Raw genomic sequence first — 26,257 nt, 5'->3', positions numbered from 1 at the left:
AACTGATATATCTTGCTTATCCCAAGTAAGATTTGAGCAATTTACTACGATTACTTTGTCTTAATCTTCTGATTGCTTTTTCCTTAATCTGACGAACACGCTCACGTGTGAGACCAAATTTGTCGCCGATTTCCTCTAATGTCATTTCCTGTTGTCCGATACCGAAAAACATCTGAATGATTTCTTTTTCCCTATCGGTTAACGTAGAAAGAGCTCTATCAATTTCCCTCGCAAGAGACTCATTAACCAGAGAACGGTCTGCCATGGGCGAATCATCGTTCACCAACACATCGAGCAGGCTGTTGTCTTCTCCTTCAACAAAAGGAGCATCCACCGAAATATGACGGCCGGATACTTTCAGCGTATCGGAGATCTTGTCAACCGGAATGTCCAGTTCACCTGCCAGCTCTTCGGGAGACGGACGACGCTCGTTCTCCTGTTCGAACTTAGAGAAGGCCTTGCTGATTTTGTTCAGCGAACCAACCTGGTTCAACGGAAGACGAACGATACGGGATTGCTCTGCCAATGCCTGCAAAATAGACTGGCGAATCCACCATACAGCATAACTGATAAACTTAAAACCACGTGTTTCATCAAACTTCTCGGCAGCTTTGATCAGTCCTAAATTGCCTTCATTAATCAAGTCGGGCAAACTCAAACCTTGGTTCTGGTACTGCTTGGCTACGGATACGACGAAACGAAGATTGGCACGTGTCAGTTTCTCTAATGCTACACGGTCACCCTTACGAATGCGTTGAGCAAGTTCTACCTCTTCTTCCACAGTAATAAGGTCCTCGCGACCGATTTCCTGCAAATACTTGTCAAGAGAAGCGCTCTCTCTGTTAGTGATACTTTTGGTAATCTTTAGTTGTCTCATTCTTATAAAACAGATTTGGAGTGCAAAGTTACGACAATTTATTTGTTAACGTATAAATTTCCACAACTTTTTCACCATTATTATCTACTACTACAAACAAAAAGAGTGTCGACTGGTTGATTGCCGGCACTCTCTTTTCGATTTCCTTAGCTATTATTAAGCTACCAATTACTTTTTTCGGCAGACGATTCGCTGGTGTGACCATACTCACCACACAGCAGCTTTCAGCTAATTTACTCCTGAGTCAAGTCTACAGCGTAATATCCGCGTTTTCCTGAAGGGAATACTCCTGTGAGGAAGAGCACCTGGTTCGGTGATTTCACAGCAGCTTTCATCACTTCTTCAAGATCGCTGACTTTACGCATCGGCTGATCGTTGGCTTTCAGGATGATGAAGCCCTTTCGTACACCGGCATCCGCCATCTTGCCCGAAGTCACTCCGGTCACCTGCAAGCCGTATCCGAGATTGAGTTGTCTCTTCAAGTCGTCCGGCAACTCCTTAAAGGCAGCACCCAAAATCTCCATACCTGCATCCTTCACAATCTTTGTTGTACCTTGTTCATTCTTCAACGTTACGTCGATATTCTTTTCTTTCTTGTCACGCATCACCTTCACGGTAACTTTATCACCCGGACGATGCTGTGCAATGGCTTCCTGCAAATCGGCGAAGTTCTGTACTTTCTTGCCATCGATGCCGATGATGATGTCGTTCACCTTGATATCGGAACCGGCAGCAGAACCGCCATCCACAATCTCACGAACCCACACGCCGTCTACAACGCCAAATTCTTTGCGTTTATCGGCCAAAGTAGCTCCCGACTTGTCAATCGGCTGATCGGACATCATGTCGCCGTCACCCGCAAGAGAAGTACCCTTGATTCCCAGCAATGCACGCTGTACGGTTCCGTATTGTTTCAGGTCGCTGACCACTTTGGTCATCACGCTCGTCGGAATGGCAAAACCATATCCGGCATAAGCGCCTGTCGGTGAAGAAAGAACGGCATTGATACCAACCAGTTCACCTTTTGCATTGACCAAAGCTCCACCACTGTTTCCCTGATTGATAGCGGCGTCTGTCTGGATAAACGATTCCACACCGCCAATACCGTATACGCCCAAAGTACGTGCCTTGGCGCTGACAATACCTGCGGTTACAGTCGAAGTCAGGTTGAAGGGGTTACCTACCGCCAAGACCCACTCTCCCACTTTCAGGGCATCCGAATCGCCGATAGGAACGGTCGGAAAATCATCTCCTTCGATTTTGACCAAAGCCAGATCCGAATTCGGGTCGGTACCGATCACACGGCCTTTAAACTCACGGTTGTCATTCAACTTCACAACAATCTCGTCCGCCCCGTCAATCACATGGTTGTTGGTTACGATATAGCCATCCTTCGAAATGATAACTCCCGAACCGAAACCGACACGCGGCTGGGTCTGTACACGGCGCTGCTGTCTGCCTCCATTACCGAAAATATCTCCGAAGATCTCGGCAAACGGATCTCGCACGGTGACTGTTTGTTCTTTAGCTTGTTGAGTCGATTTTATATGTACCACAGCATGAAGCGAATTTTCTGCTGCCTGCGTCAGATCCACAGGCTGTGCATTAATGGCGTCATAAGCAGCCAAGCGGGCATTGGGATTCTGGCGGAACTGTTCGCTGAACGACAGGCTGTCTCTGTTTTCCGGTTTCAACATCGTATACGTTGTCACTCCGGCAACTCCTGCGCTGAGAAGAACAACCGCTCCTACCCCAAGAATGTTTTTTGTTGTCTGTTTCATACTATTCTTTTTATTCATTTAATTGTTAATATTCTACTTTCATTTAACATTTACGACGTTAAAATAACGACAAAAATCATTCTGTTATTCTCCTTGTCACTCTTTTTTGTTCTCTTTTAACAGTGAATCTGCAGAGCTTAACAGCGGTTAACGGCAGAGACTGACAAATTAGCATTCGTTGCATGACACACAAGTATTTAGAAGGCAGAAAAAAGACTTAAGCGTTTCTCTCGAAAGACTAAAGTCTTTTTGAGAAACACTTAAGTCTTTTCGGAAAACGCTTAAGCCTTTTATGGAGAATGAACTTAATAATTCAGGTAGTCTATATCCATATGATAACTCCATTGCGGGAAGTACAGGTTTCCCCCTTCCCACTCTACCTCCCCACGCTGGAAATCAACCGTTTCACTACGCGGATATTTCTTCTCGGGAACCAACGGCATGGAATAGTCACTGTTGACTATCATACGCCAGGAGTCGATACCTCCCAGAAAGAACATCTTTTCTTCGGGATTGCCGGCAAATGCGGGAATGCCGAATGATTGATCTACCGGCACCCAGCCCGCGCCTTCGAAATAGACTTCCGCCCAATCGTGCAGGTTCCATGCACGGGGATGCATCATAAAGCCGCTCTGGAAACGGGCAGGAATGCCGCTGCAACGGCAGAGGGTGATAAACAACAGGCTCACTTGGCCACAATCGCCGTGACGATTGTCGAGCACATATTCCGGAATATTCTCAATAGTGGAATATTCGCGGGCCGAGGCCCAGGGGAAATGATCGTTTATCCAACGGAAAATGCGCTGCGCCTTCAACAAAGGATTAGTTTCACCGGCTGTCAGATTGGCAGCCAGCTCTTTGATACGGGGTGTGAAGCGGATATGGGTTTCCCGTTCGGCAGTATATTCTTTATAAAGATCACCGACAGTATCATAAGGCAGTATATTTTCGGGCTTCAACGGATGCCATTCGGCATACGAGGTATACTCAAAGGTTTCCGAAAAGACCGTCGGCTCACCGGGAATGGCCTGCTTCTCCATATAGAGGGTGCTGTGCCGGCATGAAGGCGGAGCCAATGTATAGCGGAGCTCGCTGGTACGTATCAGTTTCACGTTTTGCTGACGGGCCTGATCCGTACGGGGATAGGGCAGCCAGCAGCGAATCGTTTTTCCGGCAGGAACCGCGTTGCTGTCCACCGTCAGCGTGTAGGTGACCCGCATCCGCTTGGGCTGCACGACAGGCGTTCTTTCTTTCCTGACAGCAGCCATCACTTCGGGCAGATGTTCTTTATTGACTTGTTCGCTCGTGTTCAATGAAGTGCCTTCTTTCTCCATTTTGACGGCACAGCAGGCAGAGTCTATCCGGAACAGGTTGGGACCGGCATTGCGGAAATAACGTTTCTCTCCGTCGATCACCCGGCATTCAAGCGCTTTGCTCTCTTCCCATTGGCGCATCTGTTCGTCCGTCACGTCGGGAATGTATTTGCGGATATAGTCTTTCACCTGAGATTCGGTCAGACAGAAGTCCGCCAGCAACCGTTGGTGCAAGTCATCGTCCCAGTTGTAAGGCTTGGGAGCCTGCCGCGAAGTACAGGCTGAAAGGCTGATAAATACGGCAATTATATAAAGTAGTTTTTTCATTATCAAAACAGTTTCAAAGGGTTACCCGCGTTCATAATTTAACCACACCAATTCCCGGAAGATCGTTGAGGGTGATCTTGCCTTTTACAACCTCCATCCCTTTGAAGCGGTCGTTCGCTATCAGCAGGTTTCCGTCCAGATCGGCAAAATCGACGGCCGGAGAGAATTGTGCGGCGGCAGAGACTGCGCATGAAGTTTCCGTCATACAGCCTACCATCACTTTCATGCCTAACGCCCGTGCCAACGTCACCATCTTCCAGGCTTCCCGCATACCGGTACACTTCATCAGCTTGATGTTTATCCCCGTAAAGGCCCCCTTCAATCCTGCCACATCAGTCAGCCGTTGCAAAGATTCGTCGGCAAAAACAGGTAACGGACTATGCTGGGTCACCCATGCAATATCGTCCAACTGTGCTTTGGGCATAGGCTGTTCAATCATTACAATTCCTTTTTCTTTCAGCCACTGAATCATGTCCAATGCATATTTCTTATCCGTCCACCCCTGATTGGCATCGACCGCAATAGGCAGATCGCTCACCGAACGGATCGTTTCAATCATCTGTTTGTCATTCTCACGCCCTAACTTCACTTTGAGGATATTGAACTGCCCGGCCACCTCAAGGGTCTTTTCACGTACCACCTCGGGGGTATCAATGCCTATCGTGAAAGTGGTCGAAGGTGCTTTAGCCTTATCCAGTCCCCAGATCCTGTACCAGGGTGCTCCCAGAAGTTTACCCACCAAGTCGTGCAAGGCGATGTCTATGGCAGCTTTGGCAGCCGTATCTCCCGGAGTGATACCGTCTACATAAGCCAGTATATCTTCCAGCCGGAACGGATCGTCGAACTGCTCCAGATCGACCTTCTTCAAAAAAGCCATCACCGAGTCTACCGTCTGTCCCAGATAAGGAGGCATCGAAGCCTCGCCATAACCGATGACTCCGTCATATTCTATCTCTACCTGCACATCGGGAGTGGTGGTTCGCGAATAAGTGGCCACCGTAAACACATGTTTCAGTTTCAGCTCGTAAGGGAAAAAGCGCAATTTCAGCTTTGCTCCCAGGCCGAGTTTGTTGATCGCAAATGAAGCGGGACTCTTCTCGCCGGCAAAAACACCTTGCAATGACAGCCCCGAACCTATGGCGGCAAAAGCAGCGGTCTTGAGGAAATCTCTTCGGTTTTGCATATCTATTTTGAGTTTAGTTATAATACGGATTCGTAACGGTGGTGTTTAAGGCTGCCTCCTTATTTATAGACGGCAACACACGGACTGCATACAACAGGCGATTCAGGTTATACTCATCAAAATCGGCATCCGACGGATCGAAACTGCTGATATGGACATCGCCTTGTGAGTGAATGAACTTTTTATCACCCAGATAAATGGCCACATGAACCACACGCTCTTTCTTCCCGGCAGTGGCCTTCCGCCCGAAGAAAATCAAATCTCCCGGCTGAACATTACCGAAGTCAGGAGCAATGTCGATATGCTCGCCCACATAAGCCTGTTGAGAGGCATCACGGGGAATGATGATATCGTGCATAAATAAGACGGTACGTACAAAGCCGCTGCAATCGACTCCCTTCGAGGAAGTGCCCGCCCATAGATAGGGAATCCCCATCATTGTATAAGCGGTGCGGATGATGCTTGAAGCGTCTTGCTTCAAAGAGGCACGCCACTCCTTTTCGGGCATCGATATCGATCGTGAGATATAAGCCTGCCGACCGTCCGGATAAGAGACTTTATAAAATCCGCCTTGCGTACCTTCGTACTTCAGACGGTTTCCGGCTACCACGTCCGACACGGATTGAGACTTTTCATCCGGCTGCTGATAAGTGAACCCATAATGCGACGTCACTACAATTTTATCTGCCTTGTTCCAGGCATCCAGCCCGGCTTTGGTGACCGGATGGATTCCTACCCGGTGTACCCATGCGATATAATTATCAGGTGTCTGGATGCGATACCAGTTGCGATGTTGCAACACTTTAACGGGCATTCCCATCAATGCCTGAGTAGTCATCTCCGAAGAGAAATCATCCTCTACACGCATATTGCATACGGAGAGATTGACAATGCCGTACATCTTTCCTTCCAGGGCCACGCTGTCCGGAACCAGTTGCAGGCTGTCCCTCACTTCATAAGCCTTCTCTTCCAGTCCCGATAACAAAGCCGACTTAGCTTCCGCTGAGGTAGTCGCCCCCTTTACGGTAATCGTCTTTCCGGATACATCGTAATCCACATCCCAAAGGATGACACGCTTATCGGGAATGAACCGGTTGCGAACTTCACCGGACAACAGTTCTACATCTTGGGGAAGTGCGTTTTTCTTGTTCTCAGGAATACCTGTACAGGCGGACACTGCCAGAAGCAGCGATACAAAGGGCGTCATATTCTTCATGAAAGAAAGATTTGGGGGTTACATTTTTAGCAAAGATAGAAACTATTTCCGTTTTAGATATATTTTTTCAAAAATATTAAGAATAAGAACTGAAATTGATTCACACGGTGTTCACCACAGATTACACGGATTAACACAGATATTTTAATTTAACTCTCAGTAAAATAAATTATTAATCTGTGATAATCTGCGTAATCTGTGGTGAATTTATGTCATTCGTGAAACTCTGTGCCCTCTGTGTCCTCTGTGGTGAACCGAACTAATCCTCCCTTCCGTTTGCTCAAACAAAATAATTCTTGTACTTTTGCTGACCAAAGCAGTTGGCCGGTCTGTCGCGTGTATTTCGGTACAGGAGGAAAGTCCGGGCAACACAGAGCATCCTACTTCCTAACAGAAAGCTGTCCGCGAGGGTAGAGTAACGTAGAAGAAAAGAACCGCCCCTCCCTCCGGGGAGAGGTAAGGGTGAGAAGGTGGAGTAAGAGCCCACCAGCCGTATGGTGACATATCGGGCTGTACGTCTTAGGAGTTGTAAGGTCATGTAAACCGGCGTTATGAGAGTTGCTCGCTCCATGTCGGAGGGTAGACCGCTAAAGTGGTGTGGTGACACCCCACTCAGATAAATGACAGGCACCTTGATTTATTCAGGGTACAGAACTCGGCTTATAGGCTGACTGCTTTTCTTTTTTTTAATTTCAAATAACAGACCTATGAATCAGCGTCTCTCCGATATATGGAAATTCATTACCTATGATATCTGGCGGATTACGGAAAGCGAAGTCACCCGCACCAAGTTCTCGATATACAATATCATCAAAACGATCTATCTCTGCGTCAACCGCTTCAACAAAGACCGCATCGTAAACAAAGCCTCAGCACTGACCTACAGCACACTGCTCGCCATTGTGCCCATCCTGGCCATCGTCTTTGCCATTGCACGCGGATTCGGTGTTTCCACTTTGATGGAAAGCCAGTTTCGTGATGGTTTCGGAGGTTCCACCGAAGCGACGGATGTTATCCTCCAATTCGTAGACTCGTATCTGTCACAAACCAAAAACGGTATTTTTATCGGAGTCGGCCTGGTCATGTTGTTGTGGACCGTGCTCAACCTGGTCAGTAACATTGAAATCACCTTCAACCGCATCTGGCAAGTGAAAAAAGGACGCAGCATGTACCGCAAAATCACCGATTATTTTTCAATGTTCCTGCTGATGCCGATCCTGATCGTGGTATCGGGAGGTCTTTCCATCTTTGTGGGCACTATGCTGAAGAGTATGGCGGATTTTGTTTTGCTTGCTCCTATCCTGAAATTCCTGATCCGCCTGATTCCGTTCGTGCTGACCTGGCTGATGTTTACGGGACTCTACATCTTCATGCCCAATACGAAGGTAAAATTCAAGCATGCACTGATCTCCGGTATCCTTGCCGGTTCCGCTTACCAGGCATTTCAGTTCCTGTACATCAGCAGCCAGTTGTGGGTGTCCAAGTACAATGCCATTTACGGTAGTTTTGCCGCCCTGCCGATGTTCCTGTTATGGTTGCAAATATCATGGACCATCTGCCTGTTCGGTGCCGAACTGACCTACGCCGGACAGAATATCCGTAACTTCAGTTTCGACAGAGACACGCAGAATATCAGCCGCCGTTACCGGGACTTCATCTCCATCCTGATAATGTCTCTTATAGCCAAACGTTTTGAAAACAATGAAACGCCTTACACCGCCGAAGAGATATCCGAAGAGCATCGCATCCCTATCCGGCTGACCAACCAGATACTCTATCAACTGCAAGAGATTCATCTGATCCACGAAGTTGTGACCGATCAGAAAAGTGAAGACATCGCATATCAGCCTTCCATCGACATCAATCAACTGAATGTCGCTTTACTGCTCGACCGGCTGGATACATACGGCTCAGAAGACTTCAAAGTGGATAAAGACGAGGAATTCAGCGAACAGTGGAAAGTATTACTCGACTCAAGGGAGGAATATTATAAAAAGGCAAGCAAAGTGCTGCTGAAAGACTTGTAGCTCACCACAGAGGACACAGGGTACACAGAGTTTTTTTAGACATAAGAACAAAAGAACAAAAGGGCAGATGATTCTTTATGTGTTCGTTTGTTCTTTTGTCTGAAAACAGATTGAGCGCAGCTAATTAAACTCTGTGTCCTCTGTGTCCTCTGTGGTGAATGTCCGTTTCCGATAAGTCAAAGAGCGATATGGGTTTTCTTTATGTCTCCTGCCGGCAGAGGCCGTTCACCCTGCCGCCATTTACCTCCGATGATGCCGTCATTCCGTTCACTTCTCCCAAACGGGGTGCTACACACGACGCGTTCCGTGCTTGAGGTGAAAGGAGGATCGGGAGTAGCTCTGCTTTCTCTTCTTCCCCTTCTTCTCCTTCTTCTTCTTTCTCTTTTAATATATTCTTTTCTTAGCACCGTGTTACGGTGAAACGCCCATTGGCAGCACGTTTCACGGTGACTTCCACCGCTCCCCACGGTGACGGTTCCGGCAACCGTAGTCCCGGTTGCAGCGGGTTCTCGACGGTCCGTCCCGGTTGAAATGCGGTTCTGGACGGGGGTGTTCGGGTCGGTGAATCAGAGATTATTCAGTTCATTAATAGCTGTTATAAGAAACAACTTTCTCCTTTTCTTTTCGGATCTTTTTCCGTTTCTCCTTCACCGGATAGCCAATCAGCACATCCAGCAACACACGTTTCGAAGACGGAATGCCGGTCAGGCTCTTCACCTCTTTCTCGTCAAACCAGCCGAGTATGCACGATCCCAACCCTTCGCTTTCGGCAGCCAGCACAATGTGCGCAACCGCAATGCCTATATCGATCTGCGGAAAATGCTTCCCTTTCAGTTTGCCGCCCAGTCTGGACGTTATGTTAGCCGACTCTTCTACAATCAGTATGTGCACGGGAGCATCTTTAGCAAATTTATTCATTCCCAACCCCGCAGCAGCTTTGCCAACCTTCTCCGCCAATAACGGATCGGTTACTACCACAAACTTCCAGGGTTGCGCATTGCATGCGGAAGGTGCCAAACGTCCTGCCTCGAGGATACGTTCCAGCTTATCCGGTTCCACAGGACGTGATTTATCATAGGCCCTGTCACTCTGCCGGGCATTTACCAATTGCAGAAAGTCGTTCATACCTGGTCCTGCTATTTATATTGAATCATCCGGCTGATGTACTTGCCGATGATGTCAAATTCAAGGTTCACAATACTGCCTACCTCAAAAGTATGGAAATTGGTATGCTCGTAAGTATATGGAATAATCGCTACCTGGAAAGTATCGTCCGTCGGATTGCATACCGTCAGACTGACACCGTTCACCGTTACCGATCCCTTATCTACGGTGATGTAGCCACGTTTAGCCATTTCCTTGTCGAAAGCATATTTAAATGTGAAGTACCAACTTCCGTCCGCATCTTTTATACCGATACATTCGGCAGTCTGATCCACATGTCCCTGCACAATGTGTCCGTCCAGACGTCCGTTCATCATCATACTGCGTTCCACGTTCACCTTGTCCCCCACCTTCAGCAACCGGAGGTTCGAGCGGTCCAGTGTCTCTTTCATGGCAGTCACTGTATAGGTATCTTCCGTCATGCTGACCACAGTCAGACAGACTCCATTGTGCGAGATACTCTGATCTATCTTCAACTCGTTTACAAACGAACACTTCAGTGTGAAATGTATATTCTCCTGGTCTTTCACCAGTGCTACAACGGTAGCGTACTCTTCTACGATTCCGGAAAACATAGTTCTATTTTTAATATTAGGATTTACCATTCAAAAAGATGCATACGCGCATCAACGGGGGTCAAAGATACAAAGAAAATGGGAGAGAGTGAGTGAATAAACATAAAAAAGCGGGGCTTTTCACAAAGCCCCGCTTTTCAGTTTTCAATAGATATTAGTTTTTTTTTAAGGTAAAAAGATTGTTTTCAGGATAACGGTGCAAATATAGGTGCTTTTCTCGTTATGAACCAAATATAAAAACATGTCATATAACATCTTTTTGTTTTTTCTTTGGATTTATTATCATTTCAAAAAAAACTCCTGTAACCGAACCGTTACAGGAGACAAATATATGACATTTTTTTAAGTAGCACTAATTTTTGTTTAAAAATTTGCGATTTATTATTTATCGGGATAATGCTCTTCCACCTTGCCACTATGCTTCAAGACTTTAGCATCTATGAAAAAGACAATTTCCTCGGCAATATTCGTTATATGGTCGCCAGAACGCTCCAGCTTACGGAATACCCCTACCAGATTCAGGCAAGACAGCGTGCTTTCGGGATGCTCTCTGATATAATCAGCCAATATCGCTGTAGCTTCGGCATTAATCTCGTCCAATAAATTATCTTTAGCGAATACGGAAGTTGCCAGTTCGAGACTTTCTTCGTTCAGCGCACGTTTGGCCACCTCGAGCATAGAAAGCACCTGTCTCTGCATCTCTTCCAGACGAAGGCGTTTCAGTAAGTCTCCATCCAGAATAGGCTCCTCACTTTTCAGCACAAAACGTGCGATTCCCTCGGCAAAGTCGCCCAAACGTTCCAGATTCGTATTGATTTTCAACATAGCCAACACAAAGCGAAGATCGATAGCTACCGGATTATACAAGGCAATCACATCCTCCACATCACTGTCTATCTTCAACTCAAAAGCATTCACTCTGCGCTCACGGACAATTACCTGCTGAGCCAGTTCCTTATCCAGTGTCAGTACAGCCTCTCCTGCTCTATCCAGCTGATTGTAAACCAATGTCCACATCTCGTCTATTTCCTTTTTCAGCAGAACAAGTTCTGATTCTATAAACTTCACCATACTCTATGTATTAAATTAATTATTAAGCAAATATACAATATAAAACCATGTTTCGACGATCTGCGCCGAAAAATCACAGGTTACCCGAATCGTCCGGTAATATAATTCTGGGTGGCTTCTTTCTCCGGATTCGTAAAGATCTTCTTTGTATCGCCAAACTCCACCATCTGTCCCATATAGAAAAATGCCGTCTTATCACTGACACGGGCGGCCTGCTGCATGTTGTGCGTCACAATCACAATGGTATACCGTTCTTTCAGTTCATGAATCAATTCTTCCACCTTTGCCGTCGAAATAGGGTCGAGTGCCGAAGCCGGCTCGTCCATCAGCAGCACCGAAGGAGATACAGCCATCGCACGGGCGATACAAAGGCGTTGCTGTTGTCCGCCGGATAAAGCATAAGCCGATTCCTTCAGTTTGTCCTTCACTTCATCCCAAAGGGCGGCACCCTTCAGGGTCTCCTCCACCCGCTGCCGGATAAAAGCATTATCTTTCACTCCGTTCACCCTCAATCCGTAAGCTACATTCTCGAAAATGCTTTTCGGAAAAGGGTTAGGACGCTGGAACACCATGCCTACGTTTTTACGAAGTTCGTCTACCTGCACTCCTTTGTCATAGATATTTTCACCATCTATACGGATTTCCCCCGTCAGGCGAATGGCAGGGATCAAATCGTTCATACGATTGAAAAGACGCAGAAAAGTAGATTTTCCACATCCGGAAGGACCTATAAACGCGACTACAGATTTTTCTTCAATCTGCATACTGATTCCCTTCAGTGCATGGAAGTCACCATACCAGAAATTCACGTCACGCGCATCAATTTTCACTGTTGTATCCATATTTTTTGTTGTACTCCGTCACTAATTCATTTTTACTTTCTTTTCAAAATACTTCCGTAAAGCATTGGCCAGCAGGTTCACCAGGAGTATGATCGCAATCAATACCAAAGCCGTCCCGTAAGCCAAAGGCAACTGTGCCTCCATATCCGTGCCACTGGTCGATATCACATACAAATGATAGGGCAGCGCCATACACTGGTCTAAAATGCTTGTCGGCAACTGCGGAAGAAAATATGCCGCACACGTGAACAGGATCGGGGCCGTTTCTCCCGACACACGTCCCAAGGCAAGGATCAGTCCGGTTATGATATTCGGCATCCCCATAGGCAGAATCACGTGCCAGATGGTCTGCAACTTGGTAGCTCCCAGTGCACGGCTTCCCTCACGCATGCTGTCCGGTATCGCCTTCAGCGCCTCTTCCGTGGTACGGATCACCAAAGGTACACAAAGCAATCCTAATGTCAATGAACCGGCCAGAATGCTATCTCCGAAGTCCATATAATTAACGAACAAAGCCATACCAAAGAGACCGAAAACAATCGACGGAATGCCGCTCAGGTTATTGGTCATCACACGGATAAACCTCACCAGTTTTCCTTTCGGCGCATACTCGTTCATGTAAATTCCACTCATCACTCCCACCGGAAATGCAAAGAGCGCACTGCCTGTCATCAGATAGAATGTGCCCACGATAGCCGGCCAGATACCTCCTCCCGTCATCCCGTCGGTAGGTGCCGATGTAAGGAAATCCCAACTGATGACACCGATACCCTTGTAAATGATGAACCCTAAAATCGCAAACAGAATCAGCACAATGCATAAACTCAGCAGCCGGAATATGCCGAAAGCGATGCCCTGCGAACGCCTTTTAGCTCTTGTATTATTCAGTATTTCCATATTACTTACTACGTTTTACGCCCTTAGATGAAATACACTCCACGCTAAAGTTGATGATTAATGTAATGAAGAACAGCACGACTCCTAAAAGGAAAAGAGCCTGATAGTGTGGTCCCCCTGCCGGTGCCTCTCCAAGTTCGGCCGCAATGGTGGCGGGGATCGTACGCAAAGGTTCGAGAATCGTAGTCGGAATCACGGCCGTATTTCCGGTTACCATCAGAACAGCCATCGTCTCGCCGATGGCACGTCCGATGCCGAGCACCACCCCCGAAGTAATGCCTGAAATAGAATAAGGGATCACCACTTTATAAATGGTCTGCCACTGTGAAGCCCCGAGTGCCAGACTCGCTTCACGCATCGCACGGGGACAATTACGCATCGCGTCTTCAGTCACCGTTATAATCGTGGGCAATGCCATGATGGCAAGCACTATACTTCCGGCGAGTCCACTCTCACCTACCGGCAAATCGAATACCTTCTGAATCAGAGGCACAATCACGATCAACCCGAAAAAACCATATACAACCGAAGGAATGCCACTCAACAACTCGATCACCGGCTTCAGCCAACCGCGCACTTTCGGGTTGGCCACCTCGGACATATAGATCGACACCGACAGCCCGAACGGCAAAGCAATCAATATGGCAAACAGGCTCACCCAAAGCGTACCGGTAATCAGCGGCAGAAAGCCGAACAGGGGTGCCGGTGTTGCCGTGGGAAACCATTCCGCTCCGGCAAACACATCTTTCACGGAAATGGTATTATCCTTTATAAAATGCACCGCATCCGGCTGAGTTACAAACTTCTGAGGAATAAAAGCTACGATCCCGGGCGTCTTCTGAATCAACTCCATAATCTTTGCCCCGGCATTTTCGTATGCCTCTCCCAGTTCTTCTTCCGAGTAGTAATGCGTGATGTCTTCCAGGCGGAACACCCGGATCGGCAGATCTTCACCTCCCAGTTCTTTCCAGTTGGTGATCTCTTCGTCAAAAACATCTTTAATCTGCATCGGTGTCAGTTCACTGACCTTGTTATCTTTGTTCAGTGCCAGCACATACCCTTCTTCGATAACCTTACTGCTGAACAGCCCGAATGCCTCTGTAAAAAGGAAAAGCACAATCAGCACAATCGTAATACTCGTTACAAATCCGCTACAGGTCAAAATTCCTTCTATAATCCTTTCAAAAACCTTTTTCATACCATCTGATTTTCATGATGCAAAGAAACAGAGTAAGTATTAAGGATGTGTGAATACCGTTTGAAGGAAGTGTTTCAAAGGTGTTACATTTGTGTTACAAGGCGGAATATCGAACGTTTTGAAACAAGAATGTAATACACTATTGCTTTATTTGCACATAAATATAGAATCCACCACAGGATTCACCACAGAGTACACGGAGTACACGGAGAAATTCGTTTTCTCTAAAATACTGTAACAAGAGATTAAAGACCTGTGAGACTCTGTGTACTCTGTGTACTCTGTGGTGAGTCAAATTCAAAACTCAATTATATGAAAGTTAGAACTATCTTATTCGCCGCCCTCTCCCTCGCAGCACTGAATGCCAATGCCCAACGCATTAAAGGCAGTGACACCGTATTGCCCGTAGCCCAGCAAACAGCCGAACGCTTCATGAACCGGGAACCTGATGCTCGTGTCACCGTCACCGGAGGTGGTACAGGAGTGGGTATCTCCGCCCTGTTGGATAATACCACTGACATCGCCATGGCCTCACGCCCCATTAAGTTCAGCGAAAAGATGAAAGCCAAAGCTGCCAAACGGGACATAGACGAAGTGATCGTTGCCTATGACGCGCTTGCCGTTGTTGTCCACCCGTCCAATCCGGTGAAGCAACTCACCCGCCGGCAACTTGAAGACATCTTCCGCGGCAAGATAACCAACTGGAAACAGGTGGGAGGCGATGACCGCAAAATAGTGGTTTACTCCCGCGAAACCTCTTCCGGTACCTACGAATTCTTTAAGGAGAGCGTCCTCAAAAACAAAAATTATATGAGCAGCAGCCTTTCCATGCCTGCCACCGGAGCCATTATCCAGTCGGTCAGCCAGACCAAAGGTGCCATTGGTTACGTAGGACTCGCCTATGTGTCTCCACGCATCAAAACCCTGTCCGTTTCATATGACGGAGAACACTATGCCGGCCCCACCGTAGAGAACGCCACCAACAAGACATATCCCATTGTCCGCCCCCTCTATTATTATTATGACGTAAAGAACAAAGCACAAATCGCTCCCCTGCTCGAGTTTATTCTTTCTCCCGAGGGACAGGATATTATAAAAAAGAGTGGATATATACCCGTGAAATAAGGTTATACAAAAAAAATATCCTACTTTTGCAGCAACTTATTAGCTACGAGCTTTTATAATAATGACAGATATGACAGATATAAAAAACGAAGAGGCAAGCGAAAAGAAAAGCCTTAATTTCATTGAACAGGCAGTAGAAAATGATTTGAAAGCAGGAAAGAACGGAGGAAGAGTACAAACACGTTTCCCGCCGGAACCCAACGGTTACCTGCACATCGGGCACGCCAAAGCTATTTGCCTCGACTTCGGCATCGCTGCTGCACATGGTGGTGTGTGCAACCTTCGTTTCGACGACACTAACCCGACGAAAGAGGATATGGAATATGTAGAAGCCATACAGGAAGACATCCAATGGTTAGGCTTCCAGTGGGGCAACGTATATTATGCCTCGGATTATTTCCAGCAGTTATGGGACTTTGCCGTCACTCTGATTAAAGAAGGCAAAGCCTACGTAGACGAACAGACCTCAGAACAGATTGCCCAACAAAAAGGAACTCCCACCCAACCCGGTATCGAGAGTCCGTACCGCAACCGTCCGATCGAAGAGAGCCTTGCCCTGTTCGAAAAGATGAATAGCGACGAAGCCAAGGAAGGCTCCATGGTGCTTCGTGCCAAAATCGACATGGCCAGCCCCAATATGCACTTCCGTGACCCGATCATGTACCGCATTCTGCATGTGGCACACCATCGCACCGGAACCCAATGGAAAGCCTATCCGATGTACGACTTCGCACACGGTCAGAGCGACTATTTCGAAGGAGTCACCCACTCACTCTGTACGCTCGAGTTCGTACCTCACCGCCCTCTTTACGATCTGTTCATCGACTGGTTGAAAGAAGGTAAGGATCTGGACGACAACCGCCCCCGCCAGACAGAGTTCAACAAACTGAACCTCAATTATACCCTGATGAGTAAGCGTAACCTGCTTATCCTCGTCAAAGAAGGCCTGGTCAACGATTGGGACGATCCCCGTATGCCGACCCTCTGCGGATTCCGCCGTCGCGGCTACTCTCCCGAATCCATCCGTAAGTTCATCGACAAAATCGGCTACACCACTTACGACGCCCTCAATGATTTCGCCCTGCTCGAAAGCGCTGTACGCGAAGACCTGAATGCCCGCGCCACGCGTGTATCTGCCGTGCTCAATCCGGTGAAACTGATCATTACCAACTATCCCGAAGGACAAGTTGAGGAACTGGATGCCATTAACAACCCCGAAGATCCCACTGCCGGAAGTCATACCATTGAGTTCAGCCGCGAGCTGTGGATGGAGCGCGAAGACTTCATGGAAGACGCGCCGAAAAAATATTTCCGCATGACTCCGGGACAGGAAGTGCGCCTGAAGAACGCTTACATCGTGAAATGTACAGGCTGCAAGAAAGATGAAAACGGTACGGTGACCGAAGTCTACTGCGAATATGACCCGAATACCAAAAGCGGTATGCCGGATGCCAACCGCAAAGTGAAAGGTACGCTCCATTGGGTCAGCTGCGCACACTGCCTGCCGGCAGAAGTACGCTTGTACGACCGCCTTTGGAAAGTAGAAAACCCGCGTGACGAGATGGCTGCCATCCGTGAGGCGAAAGGTTGTGATGCTCTCGAAGCCATGAAGGAAATGATCAACCCGGACTCACTGACCACTCTGACCCGTTGCTACATAGAAAAATACGTGGCCGACCTGCCCGTACTTTCCTATCTGCAATTCCAACGTATCGGATATTTCAATGTAGACAAAGATTCTACGCCCGGTCATCTGGTATTCAACCGCACGGTGGGACTGAAAGATACCTGGGGAAAAATCAATAAATAGCTTTTTGGCAAGAGAGTGTGTGTCGAAACTCACCACAGAGGACACAGAGTTCACAGAGGAAAAATTTATTTTCCCCGGAACCGGTTTTTAAATTAAAACTCTGTGTCCTCCGTGTCCTCCGTGGTGAGTTTCGACACACCTTCTCCCTCCGAATCAAATCATTATTAACTGTATAATTACTAATTAAATTGGGTAGAAAGAACTCCCCGTCCGAAAGAGAGCGGGAATTACATAATATGATCGTGCAATACGAAACATTAAAAGCCAAAAACCAGTCTCCCTATATGGATGGTGACCAATTGGCCGATATTGCCGATCAATACGCCTCCGAACGCAGGTTCAAGGAAGCCCAGGAAGTCATTTCGTACGGACTCGGACTTCATCCGGGGCATACCGACCTCATGGTAGAACAAGCTTACCTGTTTCTGGATCTCAACCAACCCCGGAAAGCCCGGGAAGTGGCCGACCTTATCACTGACACCTACTCCGCCAACGTCAAACTACTTTTAGCCGAACTATTGCTGAACGAAGGCAAGCTGGACGATGCCGACCAAATACTCGACAGCATAGAAGAGGAAGAGAAAAACGAACTCGGCATCCTGGTCGATGTTGTCTACCTGTATACCGATTTAGGCTATCCGGAAAAAGGCATACAGTGGCTTACGCGGGGGATAGAACTGTATAAGGACGACGAAGATTTTCTGGCAGCCACCGCCGATTGTTATGGAGCAGCCGGAGCGGCACATATAGAAAAAGCCACCTTCTTCTACAACAAGCTGATCGACAAGAACCCATACAACCCGGCTTACTGGGTGGGGCTGGCCAAATGTCAGTTCGCCACCAAAGACTTTGATAAGGCCGTAGAATCCTGCGACTTCGCTATCGCAGCCGATGAAGAATTCGGCGAAGCCCATATCATCAAAGCACACAGCCTGTTTCACCTTGAAAATATCGAAGGAGCCATCGCAGAGTATCAGAAAGCACTGGAATATAAAACGCTCTCTCCCGAATTCACCTACATGTTCATCGGATTGGCTTATGCCCATCAGGAGAACTGGGCAGAAGCCGCCGAGAGCTACCGCCTGGCCCTTCAGGCAATTGAAGAAAGCGGCAACGGCTCTTCTCCGTTACTGTCCGATATCTATTCAAACAAAGCGGTCTGTGCCTCCCATCTGGGTGACTCGGCAGAAGCCCACCGCCTTTGCCGGCTGGCCAAAGAGCTGGCTCCACAGGATGCAGAACCCTATCTGCTTGAGGGACGCATTTACATGGAAGAGGGCAACTTCGATCAGGCCCGTGCAGAATGGGCACTGGCTCTCCGTTATGCCCCCGAAGCCGATACATGGATGGAAATCGGTAATTACAGCCTCGAATACCGTATGCTCGAGAATGCCCGTTTTTGCTTCGAGCAAGTATTGGAGGAAGATCCCGAATATCCCAAAGTCTGCGAACAACTGGCTTCTGTATGCCTTGTACTTCAGGACCACGAAGGATTCAAGAAATACAACGGGATGTGTGGCAACTCCATCAATCTCGAATCGCTTCGGAACATGATCCTGGAAATGGGAACGGATGGAGAACAGATGCTCCGTGAACTGGATGATTTCTTAAAAGACGAAAAATAATCCAAAAACCAAAACTATATTAAATTCAATCTAAATTAAACAAATGGAATCTGTAGCCTTCATTCAGTGGTGTTTAGACCACCTCAATTACTGGACCATTACACTCTTAATGGCCATTGAAAGTTCTTTTATTCCTTTTCCATCCGAAGTGGTAGTTCCTCCGGCAGCTTACAAAGCAGCAGTCAACGAAGAGTTGAACATCTACCTGGTAGTGCTTTTTGCCACCATAGGAGCCAATATCGGCGCTATCATCAATTACTATCTGGCCCGCTGGCTGGGACGTCCCATCGTCTATAAATTCGCCAACAGCCGTTTCGGGCACATGTGCCTGATCGATGAAGCCAAAGTGCAACATGCCGAAGAATACTTTGACAAGCACGGAGCGCTGTCCACTTTCATCGGCCGTCTGATCCCTGCAGTACGCCAACTGATTTCCATCCCGGCCGGACTCGCCCGCATGAAGTTGCACACCTTCCTTATCTACACCACCTTAGGTGCAGGACTATGGAACACCATCCTTGCCGCCATCGGATATTATCTGTCTACCGTCCCCGGCATCGAAAGCGAAGAGCAACTGCTTGCCAAAGTAACAGAATACAGCCACGAACTGGGCTATTGCTTCATTGCCATCGGAGTCTTCATCGTCGGCTTCCTTATCTACAAAGGAATGAAGAAAAAGAAATAGTGCCTCCACAGCAAGAATCAGCATTCACCACAGAGTAACACAGAGCAACACAGAGTGAACTTAATCTATCGATAACGAATGGCAGTGAACTCTAAGAACTTTGTATTACTCTGTATTACTCTCTACTCTCTATTACTCCGTGAGACTCTGTGGTACTCCGTGGTAAAACTCCGCCTTCATCCCTCCCTCAAAAAAATCTTTCTTTTTTTTCCTCTTCCATGCAGTATCTTTATATTCCCTGCATTTACTTATTGTACGTACACCAAACCAGTTAATCAACAATTCATCAAAAAACAAATCCTAGGCCTTACAGTTGGTTGATGAACGACTGATTTATGTAACAAATTTAATGTTTAAGAAAATGAAAAAAGAATTTAATCTATCCAAGCTTTTTTATGCTTTTGCGATTGCTTTTTCAGTGGTAACCTTGTCTTCTTGTGACAACGATGACAACTCTCCGCTCCCTCCTCCGTCGACCAATGACGTGGCAGGCACCTATAACGGAAAAGTACTGATCACCCAAATTACTCCTCTTGCAGGCAGAGAGAATGCCGGCGAAGGTGAAACTCCCAAGGGACAGGATGTCAATGCGACAGTAAAGAATGATACCGTTTTCTTCGACAAATTGCCGGTTGACGACCTTATCATCTCTATTATCGGTGACAAAGACAAAGCAGAAGCCATTATCAAAGCTATCGGTGACGTGAAATACAAAGTAGGTTACAAGCCGGCTCTCAATACAGAGAAAGACAGTATCTACCTTGCATTCGAACCGAAACCGCTGATCCTCCAGTTGCCCTCTACCATAGAAGGTGGAAAAGATCAGACTGTAACCGTAACCATTTCTTCTCCGGAAAAAGGCAGCTTCGCTTACAAAAACAATCAGTTGAAGATGAAGCTCAATGCCGACGAGATTAAACTGGCAGATGTGGTTGTACCGACTTCTAAAGTACAGTTCGACTTCGATATGACTAAAAAGAAGTAACAATTCCACATGAAAAAGTCCGTGTTCCCACCTCCTTGGAGTGAACACGGACTTTATTTTTTCCTAAATCTTCTCCTACACAGATTACTTCACGGCAGCCAGTGCCTTTTCATAATCAGGTTCCTGAGTAATCTCCGGAACAAGTTCCGTATAAGCCACTTTCCCGTCTTTTCCGATCACCACCACCGCACGTGCCAGCAATCCGGCAAGCGGTCCGTCGGCCATTCTCACTCCATAGCTTTCGTCAAAGTCCGAGAAACGGAAATCGGACAATGGAATCACGTTTTCAATGCCTTCCGTCGTGCAGAAACGTCCCTGAGCGAACGGCAAGTCTTTCGAAATGGCCAATACCACCGTGTCCTTTAATCCCGCTGCCATCTTATTGAATTTACGCACCGAAGTAGCACAGACACCGGTATCCATACTTGGGAAAATATTCAGAACTATATTTTTACCTTTCAAATCCTTTAGTGAGAAAGAAGATAAATCACTTTTCACCAGCTCAAAATCGGGAGCCACCTTTCCAACCTGTATAAATTCGCCAATCAGCTTTACCGGTTGTCCTTTGAAATTTGTTGTTGCCATAATTGTTATCTCTAAGTTTTATTTACTATATTCTAAACAATCGGTACGCTTACTTTGTTCACGTGGGACAATAATCTAAAAATAGAATTGATATGAAAACTTTATTCGACGAGATGGAACACGCAGTCAAAAACTGGTGGTTATCTCTTATCTTAGGTATTCTGTACATCATCGTGGCTCTCTGCCTGCTGTTTGCACCGGGAAGCAGTTACATTGCCCTCAGCGTTATCTTCAGCATCTCCATGCTGATCAGTGGTATTATCGAAATCATCTTTTCCATCAGCAACCGGCGAAGCATCTCGTCCTGGGGATGGTATCTCGCAGGAGGTATTATCGACCTGATCTTAGGTATTTACCTGGTAGCTTATCCATTGCTCAGCATGGAAGTCATACCGTTCATTGTCGCTTTCTGGATGATGTTCCGCGGTTTCTCTGCCACAGGCTATTCCATGGACCTGAAACGTTATGGAACCCGTGAGTGGGGATGGTACATGGGCTTCGGTATCCTTGCCATCATTTGTTCGCTGATCATACTCTGGCAACCGGCCGTGGGTGCACTTTACGTTATATACATGCTGGCATTCACCTTCCTGATCATCGGTTTCTTCCGGGTCATGCTCTCCTTCGAACTGAAAAGCCTTCATAAACGATCATCGACGATGAACGGTAAATGATAAACAGTGAATGAACTCATATTCACCACAGATTACACAGATTAACACAGATATTTTAATTTAACTCTCAGTAAAATAAATTATTAATCTGTGAGAATCCGTGTAATCTGTGGTGAATCATGGCTCCCCTAATCGTTCATCATTCACTAATACATCGTTTTCATGAACCGGAACAATGTTGTTCTGGACACCCCCATTTTTTCCGCCAGTTCCGAGTAAGTAGTTCCTTTGTCAAGTTCTCTGGTTAGTACCCGCTTGTTGGCACTCAGCAATTTAATTTTAGGCGTATCCCCCTTTCTTCTGCCTAAAGTCATTCCTTCCTGTTTTCTACGTGCAAGTGCTTCTTTGGTACGCATCGAAATCAGGTTCCTTTCGATTTCCGCCATCAGCCCGAATGCAAATCCCAGCACCTTACTGTTGATGTCGTCCTGAAACACATAGCCTTCTTTGGTGCTATAAAGCACCACCTGCTTCTTGATACAGAAATTCAGGATAGTCATAATCTCGAGCAATGTACGGCTCAGCCTCGAAATCTCCGTTACAATCAGTGTATCCCCCGGGTGCATCCTTTTCAGTAACTCTGATAATTTCCTGTCTTTTGTGCTTACGCTTCCACTGATAGTCTCTGTGTACCACTTGTCGATCGATAATCCATTTTTCTCTGCAAATCGCAAAATCTCTTCTTTCTGATTAGCTAAAAACTGTTTTTCCGTACTTACTCTCAAATAAGCTATTACCATAATTTCATGTTTTTAATTGATTAATACACCACGAAAGAACGGCTATTCATCCAAATTCGGGACACTTTTTTACTCTCCTTTTTCATCGGACCATTTGGGTATTTATGACACTTTCATTCGTCTATACTTTATGGCTATTGATTTTTTACTAATTTCCTGCAAATTTTCTGCCTTACCGCTCAAAATCTTTTTTATTAGAATCATTGTTGTTGAACACACTAAAAAAAAACAAGAAAATGGAAATTGAAAAGTTCATTAAATCTTTAGCCAAGAAGGCTAAGTTAGGTGGTCGTTACAGTACAGCCAACACTTACATTTACACCCTGCACAGTTATCAGAAGTTTGCAGGAAAAGATTCGCTTACTTTTGAAGAAATCACTCCCGAGAGCATCAAGGAGTACGAACAGTATTTGCTTTTGAGTGGGAAAAGGCATAATACGATCTCACTCTATATGCGCATGTTACGTTCCATTTGCAATCAGGCCATCGAGCAAAACCTGGCTTCACTCAATACGCGGGAGTTATTCGAGAATGTTTTCATCGGCAACGAACCTACCGCCAAACGGGCTATTTCGCCTTCCATCATCTCCCGTCTGCTGGAGGCCGATCTGGGTAAGAACAGTAAGCTCGATTTTGCCCGCGACCTCTTCTTGCTGAGCTTCTATCTGCGTGGCATCCCATTTGTCGACCTGGTGCACCTCCGCAAAACAGACGTGAGAGGGAAAACACTGGTTTACTTCCGTCAGAAAACGGGTCAGCAACTTACGGTCATCATAGAAAGCTGTGCCAAAGCGATTCTTAGGAAGTATGCGGCACTCTGTGCAGACTCCATCTATCTGCTACCGGTCATTAGCGCAGCCGGTGAAGAAGGGCATAAGCAATACCGGAGTGCGCTGAGGGTGTATAACAAGCGACTCAACCGGATATCTGAAATACTTAAGCTGAAGACTCCGCTCACTTCTTATGTAGCACGCCATAGCTGGGCCACCACAGCCCTGCAAAAGGGGGTTCCGGTTTCAGTAATCAGTGCCGGCATGGGGCATGCTTCGGAAAAGGTGACATACATCTACCTGGCTTCTTTTGATAATAAAACACTGAGTAATGCGAATAAAAAAGTAATTGCTGCCGTGAGACTAAAGAAGGAAGAAGAAGAGTGATATAAATGGTTCCCTTACTTATTAGGTAATAGAACAAAGCGATCCCTTACTTATTAGGTAATAGAACAGATTTGTTTGTTTTATCGCTGCAAAAGTAGAGATAAAAATTGAAATATCACAAACAAAATGATAATTTCTTTCCCAATAAAGTGGATAATAATCAGTTTAAATATCAGTTTGAAATAATTTATTCATATAATAGAAAGATTAGTCATAATTCCTGTTTGATGTAATTACTCAAACAGGAGTTACCAAATTGCGATAATTTTACATCGTAGTTATATAAGCTACTCCCTCTTTTATGTTTAGTTAACCTCTCCAAGCCATATTTTATATCTTTTCGTTATTCTGCATTCTATTACCTAATAAGTAAGGGATCGCTTTGTTCTATTACCTAATAAGTAAGGGAACAAATTGTAATGCACACAGCAAGATGACAATAAATAGAACATTGACGACTATCGCAAATCATATCTGTAAACGGGATATGTACATATCCGAACAGGACATGAACCTGTCTCAGATGTACTGCGATGTAATTTGTATCGGCATCCTGATTCAGAGTGATTATATAGCCCCCGCCGATTCTGCAAAAGGAACATCCGTAACTTATACGGGTTGGTATCGGCAGGATTTCCGTGATTTCGGAAATCAGAAGCGCTACGTTGATTTCCCTTTGGATACAAACTATCGGAAAGACAAGGAAATAGAGACAAACGGTGGAAATCAGCTCACCGTCACTTCCCACTCCGGGAGCTCCCGGAAGTTCGGTGGAGAAACTAACAATAAATTCATAACTATTATGGAGTTTTTCTGAATAAAAATAAAAGTTATAAATCTACTTTTGTGTTTCCGAGTCAAAAGTATATCAAAAAGATTCAAAAGAACATGTCGTTAGGAACCATTTCTAAACATACAATATGAAACAAGTGTTGCGGTTTAATAAAGTTATAAAAAGGATAGTATTCGCCGGAGATTTAATTCTCTTGAATGGTATCTTTCTATCTCTGTACGCACTCTTAGGAAGTAAATTCTTTGCAGACCCATTTACACACTCACTTCCACAGGTTTTAGTATTACTCAACTTATGCTATCTGGTTAGCAACATGTCATCGGGCGTCATACTGCATCGCCGCGTAGTACGTCCCGAACAAATTGTATGGCGCGCCATACGCAACAGCGCCGGACACGCCCTATTCTTCTCCTGCGCCCTCACCTTTGGAAACTTCGGTATCCTCTCCGCACGTTTCTTCCTGATATTCTATCTCACGTTCACCACGCTGTTAGTCTGCTACCGTCTGCTGTTTCGCAGACTCCTGAAATGCTACCGCAAGCATGGAGGAAACTCCCGCAGCATCATTCTCGTGGGCAGCAACAGCAATATCATCGAACTGTATCATCAAATGACGGACGATGTCACTTCCGGATTTCGTGTCATCGGATACTTCGACGACCAGCCCGGCAGCCGCTTTCCCGAAAAAGTGAAATATCTGGGACAACCCGGCAAGATTGTGGATTATCTGAAACGGGGAGGAATCGAACAAGTATATTGCTGCCTGCCATCCGCCCGCAGCGAGGAGATACTCCCCATCATCGATTATTGTGAGAATCACCTGATACGCTTCTTCAGCGTCCCCAACGTACGCAGTTATCTTAAACGCCGGATGTACTTCGAGCTTCTGGGCAACGTGCCCGTACTCTGCATCCGTCAGGAGCCTCTCAGTTTCACCGAAAACCGCTTCAGGAAGCGTACGTTCGATATCGTTTTCTCCCTGCTGTTCCTGTGCACGCTCTTCCCCGTTATCTATATCATCGTCGGACTGACCATCAAAATCACCTCACCGGGCCCCATCTTCTTCAAGCAGAAGCGAAGCGGAGAAGACGGACGCGAGTTCTGGTGTTACAAGTTCCGTTCCATGAAAGTAAACGCACAGAGCGACACCCTGCAAGCCACCTTGCACGATCCGCGTAAAACCCGATTCGGCAACTTCCTGCGTAAAAGCAGCATCGACGAACTGCCGCAGTTCATCAACGTACTGTTGGGCGACATGTCGGTAGTGGGCCCCCGCCCTCACATGCTGAAACATACGGAGCAATACTCACAACTGATCAACAAATACATGGTCCGCCATTTTGTGAAGCCGGGTGTAACCGGCTGGGCGCAAGTCACCGGCTTTCGTGGAGAAACCCACGAGCTGTGGCAAATGGAAGGCCGCGTGCAACGGGACATCTGGTATATAGAGCACTGGACCTTCATGCTCGATTTATATATAATATATAAAACTGTAAGAAATGCGTTAGAAGGAGAAAAAGAAGCTTATTAAAACAAAGGGTTCACCACAGAGGACACAGAGGACACGGAGTTTTTATTTTCCAGGTTTATAGAAAGATCTTAAATTC

At 46.5% G+C, this 26,257-nt stretch carries 23 protein-coding genes and 1 other RNA gene; 11 read left to right on the top strand and 13 right to left on the bottom strand.

Translation table 11 applies throughout. The annotated features are described in order from the left end of the window. Positions 1 to 16 precede the first annotated feature (16 nt). From KO473_RS22385 to KO473_RS22365, 5 genes are all read right to left on the bottom strand, one after another. Positions 17 to 877 (bottom strand): RNA polymerase sigma factor RpoD/SigA, encoded by an 861-nt coding sequence (locus KO473_RS22385; protein ID WP_005779810.1) that lies wholly within the window; start codon positions 875 to 877, stop codon positions 17 to 19. A 233-nt stretch (positions 878 to 1,110) separates the two neighbouring features. Beyond that, positions 1,111 to 2,658, bottom strand: coding sequence for a trypsin-like peptidase domain-containing protein (locus KO473_RS22380; protein ID WP_005779814.1), 1,548 nt, complete (start codon positions 2,656 to 2,658; stop codon positions 1,111 to 1,113). Between the two features lie 305 nt (positions 2,659 to 2,963). Further along, positions 2,964 to 4,298: a transglutaminase family protein gene (locus tag KO473_RS22375; RefSeq protein WP_181996068.1), complete on the bottom strand. Its 1,335-nt coding sequence runs from the start codon at positions 4,296 to 4,298 to the stop codon at positions 2,964 to 2,966. Positions 4,299 to 4,329: 31 nt separating this feature from the next. Next, positions 4,330 to 5,481, bottom strand: a complete 1,152-nt coding sequence (locus tag KO473_RS22370) for a dipeptide epimerase (protein WP_005820680.1) — start codon at positions 5,479 to 5,481, stop codon at positions 4,330 to 4,332. Positions 5,482 to 5,494: 13 nt separating this feature from the next. Beyond that, positions 5,495 to 6,697 (bottom strand): NlpC/P60 family protein, encoded by a 1,203-nt coding sequence (locus KO473_RS22365; protein WP_005820682.1) that lies wholly within the window; start codon positions 6,695 to 6,697, stop codon positions 5,495 to 5,497. 316 nt (positions 6,698 to 7,013) lie between these two features. On the opposite strand from KO473_RS22365, the gene rnpB reads away from it, so the two are divergent. Together rnpB and KO473_RS22355 are read left to right on the top strand one after the other, a co-directional pair. Then, positions 7,014 to 7,376: RNase P RNA component class A (gene rnpB / locus KO473_RS22360), an RNA gene on the top strand. A 28-nt stretch (positions 7,377 to 7,404) separates the two neighbouring features. Next, entirely contained in the window at positions 7,405 to 8,724 is a 1,320-nt protein-coding gene (locus tag KO473_RS22355) for a YihY/virulence factor BrkB family protein (RefSeq protein WP_005779824.1), read from the top strand. A 585-nt stretch (positions 8,725 to 9,309) separates the two neighbouring features. Here the strand turns inward: KO473_RS22355 and KO473_RS22350 are convergent. The 6 genes from KO473_RS22350 to pstC all read right to left on the bottom strand — a co-directional run bounded on the left by KO473_RS22350 (position 9,310) and on the right by pstC (position 14,471). Continuing rightward, on the bottom strand, positions 9,310 to 9,849 hold the full coding sequence (locus KO473_RS22350; RefSeq protein ID WP_005779827.1) for a nitroreductase family protein: 540 nt from the start codon (positions 9,847 to 9,849) through the stop codon (positions 9,310 to 9,312). An 11-nt stretch (positions 9,850 to 9,860) separates the two neighbouring features. Further along, the gene (locus tag KO473_RS22345; protein WP_005820684.1) at positions 9,861 to 10,463 is read right to left on the bottom strand and encodes a riboflavin synthase; all 603 of its coding nucleotides are present in this window, start codon (positions 10,461 to 10,463) and stop codon (positions 9,861 to 9,863) included. A 381-nt stretch (positions 10,464 to 10,844) separates the two neighbouring features. Continuing rightward, a complete protein-coding gene (gene phoU, locus KO473_RS22340; protein WP_005779833.1) occupies positions 10,845 to 11,534 on the bottom strand; it encodes a phosphate signaling complex protein PhoU in 690 nt (229 codons plus the stop codon). 80 nt (positions 11,535 to 11,614) lie between these two features. Continuing rightward, positions 11,615 to 12,376, bottom strand: a complete 762-nt coding sequence (gene pstB / locus KO473_RS22335; RefSeq protein WP_005779836.1) for a phosphate ABC transporter ATP-binding protein PstB — start codon at positions 12,374 to 12,376, stop codon at positions 11,615 to 11,617. A 21-nt stretch (positions 12,377 to 12,397) separates the two neighbouring features. Next, a complete protein-coding gene (pstA, locus tag KO473_RS22330; RefSeq protein ID WP_005820686.1) occupies positions 12,398 to 13,273 on the bottom strand; it encodes a phosphate ABC transporter permease PstA in 876 nt (291 codons plus the stop codon). A gap of 1 nt (position 13,274) precedes the next feature. Beyond that, a complete protein-coding gene (gene pstC / locus KO473_RS22325) occupies positions 13,275 to 14,471 on the bottom strand; it encodes a phosphate ABC transporter permease subunit PstC (protein WP_005820688.1) in 1,197 nt (398 codons plus the stop codon). Between the two features lie 312 nt (positions 14,472 to 14,783). Here pstC and KO473_RS22320 point away from each other — a divergent pair, with 312 nt between their 5' ends. The 5 genes from KO473_RS22320 to KO473_RS22300 all read left to right on the top strand — a co-directional run bounded on the left by KO473_RS22320 (position 14,784) and on the right by KO473_RS22300 (position 20,701). Then, entirely contained in the window at positions 14,784 to 15,596 is an 813-nt protein-coding gene (locus tag KO473_RS22320; protein ID WP_005779844.1) for a PstS family phosphate ABC transporter substrate-binding protein, read from the top strand. 70 nt (positions 15,597 to 15,666) lie between these two features. Further along, on the top strand, positions 15,667 to 17,406 hold the full coding sequence (locus KO473_RS22315; RefSeq protein ID WP_005806802.1) for a glutamine--tRNA ligase/YqeY domain fusion protein: 1,740 nt from the start codon (positions 15,667 to 15,669) through the stop codon (positions 17,404 to 17,406). A gap of 188 nt (positions 17,407 to 17,594) precedes the next feature. Then, positions 17,595 to 19,031, top strand: coding sequence for a lipopolysaccharide assembly protein LapB (locus KO473_RS22310; RefSeq protein WP_032537419.1), 1,437 nt, complete (start codon positions 17,595 to 17,597; stop codon positions 19,029 to 19,031). A 43-nt stretch (positions 19,032 to 19,074) separates the two neighbouring features. Further along, entirely contained in the window at positions 19,075 to 19,716 is a 642-nt protein-coding gene (locus KO473_RS22305; protein WP_005779849.1) for a DedA family protein, read from the top strand. A gap of 361 nt (positions 19,717 to 20,077) precedes the next feature. Further along, positions 20,078 to 20,701, top strand: coding sequence for a DUF4840 domain-containing protein (locus KO473_RS22300; RefSeq protein WP_005820691.1), 624 nt, complete (start codon positions 20,078 to 20,080; stop codon positions 20,699 to 20,701). Positions 20,702 to 20,785: 84 nt separating this feature from the next. Here the strand turns inward: KO473_RS22300 and tpx are convergent, their stop codons facing one another. After that, positions 20,786 to 21,286, bottom strand: a complete 501-nt coding sequence (gene tpx, locus KO473_RS22295) for a thiol peroxidase (RefSeq protein ID WP_005779853.1) — start codon at positions 21,284 to 21,286, stop codon at positions 20,786 to 20,788. Between the two features lie 92 nt (positions 21,287 to 21,378). On the opposite strand from tpx, the gene KO473_RS22290 reads away from it, so the two are divergent. Beyond that, positions 21,379 to 21,960, top strand: a complete 582-nt coding sequence (locus KO473_RS22290; RefSeq protein ID WP_005820692.1) for an HdeD family acid-resistance protein — start codon at positions 21,379 to 21,381, stop codon at positions 21,958 to 21,960. 146 nt (positions 21,961 to 22,106) lie between these two features. Here the strand turns inward: KO473_RS22290 and mpi are convergent, their stop codons facing one another. Further along, a complete protein-coding gene (gene mpi / locus KO473_RS22285) occupies positions 22,107 to 22,700 on the bottom strand; it encodes a serine-type multi-promoter DNA invertase Mpi (RefSeq protein ID WP_005779856.1) in 594 nt (197 codons plus the stop codon). Positions 22,701 to 22,936: 236 nt separating this feature from the next. Between mpi and KO473_RS22280 the strand changes: the two genes are divergently transcribed. The 3 genes from KO473_RS22280 (at position 22,937) to KO473_RS22270 (ending at position 26,181) form a co-directional block, all read left to right on the top strand. Then, positions 22,937 to 23,857: a Tsr19 family tyrosine-type DNA invertase gene (locus KO473_RS22280; RefSeq protein WP_005820695.1), complete on the top strand. Its 921-nt coding sequence runs from the start codon at positions 22,937 to 22,939 to the stop codon at positions 23,855 to 23,857. A 433-nt stretch (positions 23,858 to 24,290) separates the two neighbouring features. Then, positions 24,291 to 24,674 carry a hypothetical protein gene (locus KO473_RS22275; RefSeq protein WP_005779860.1) on the top strand — a complete coding sequence of 128 codons (384 nt, stop codon included), beginning with the start codon at positions 24,291 to 24,293 and terminating at the stop codon, positions 24,672 to 24,674. A 103-nt stretch (positions 24,675 to 24,777) separates the two neighbouring features. After that, complete coding sequence (locus KO473_RS22270) at positions 24,778 to 26,181, top strand: undecaprenyl-phosphate glucose phosphotransferase (RefSeq protein WP_005779862.1); 1,404 nt, start codon at positions 24,778 to 24,780, stop codon at positions 26,179 to 26,181. The last annotated feature ends 76 nt before the right edge of the window (positions 26,182 to 26,257 follow it).

The sequence above is a fragment of the Bacteroides sp. HF-4919 genome (genome assembly GCF_018860125.1).
The sequence above is the reverse complement of the archived record's forward strand: the minus strand, read 5'-3'. Positions and strand labels throughout refer to the sequence as shown.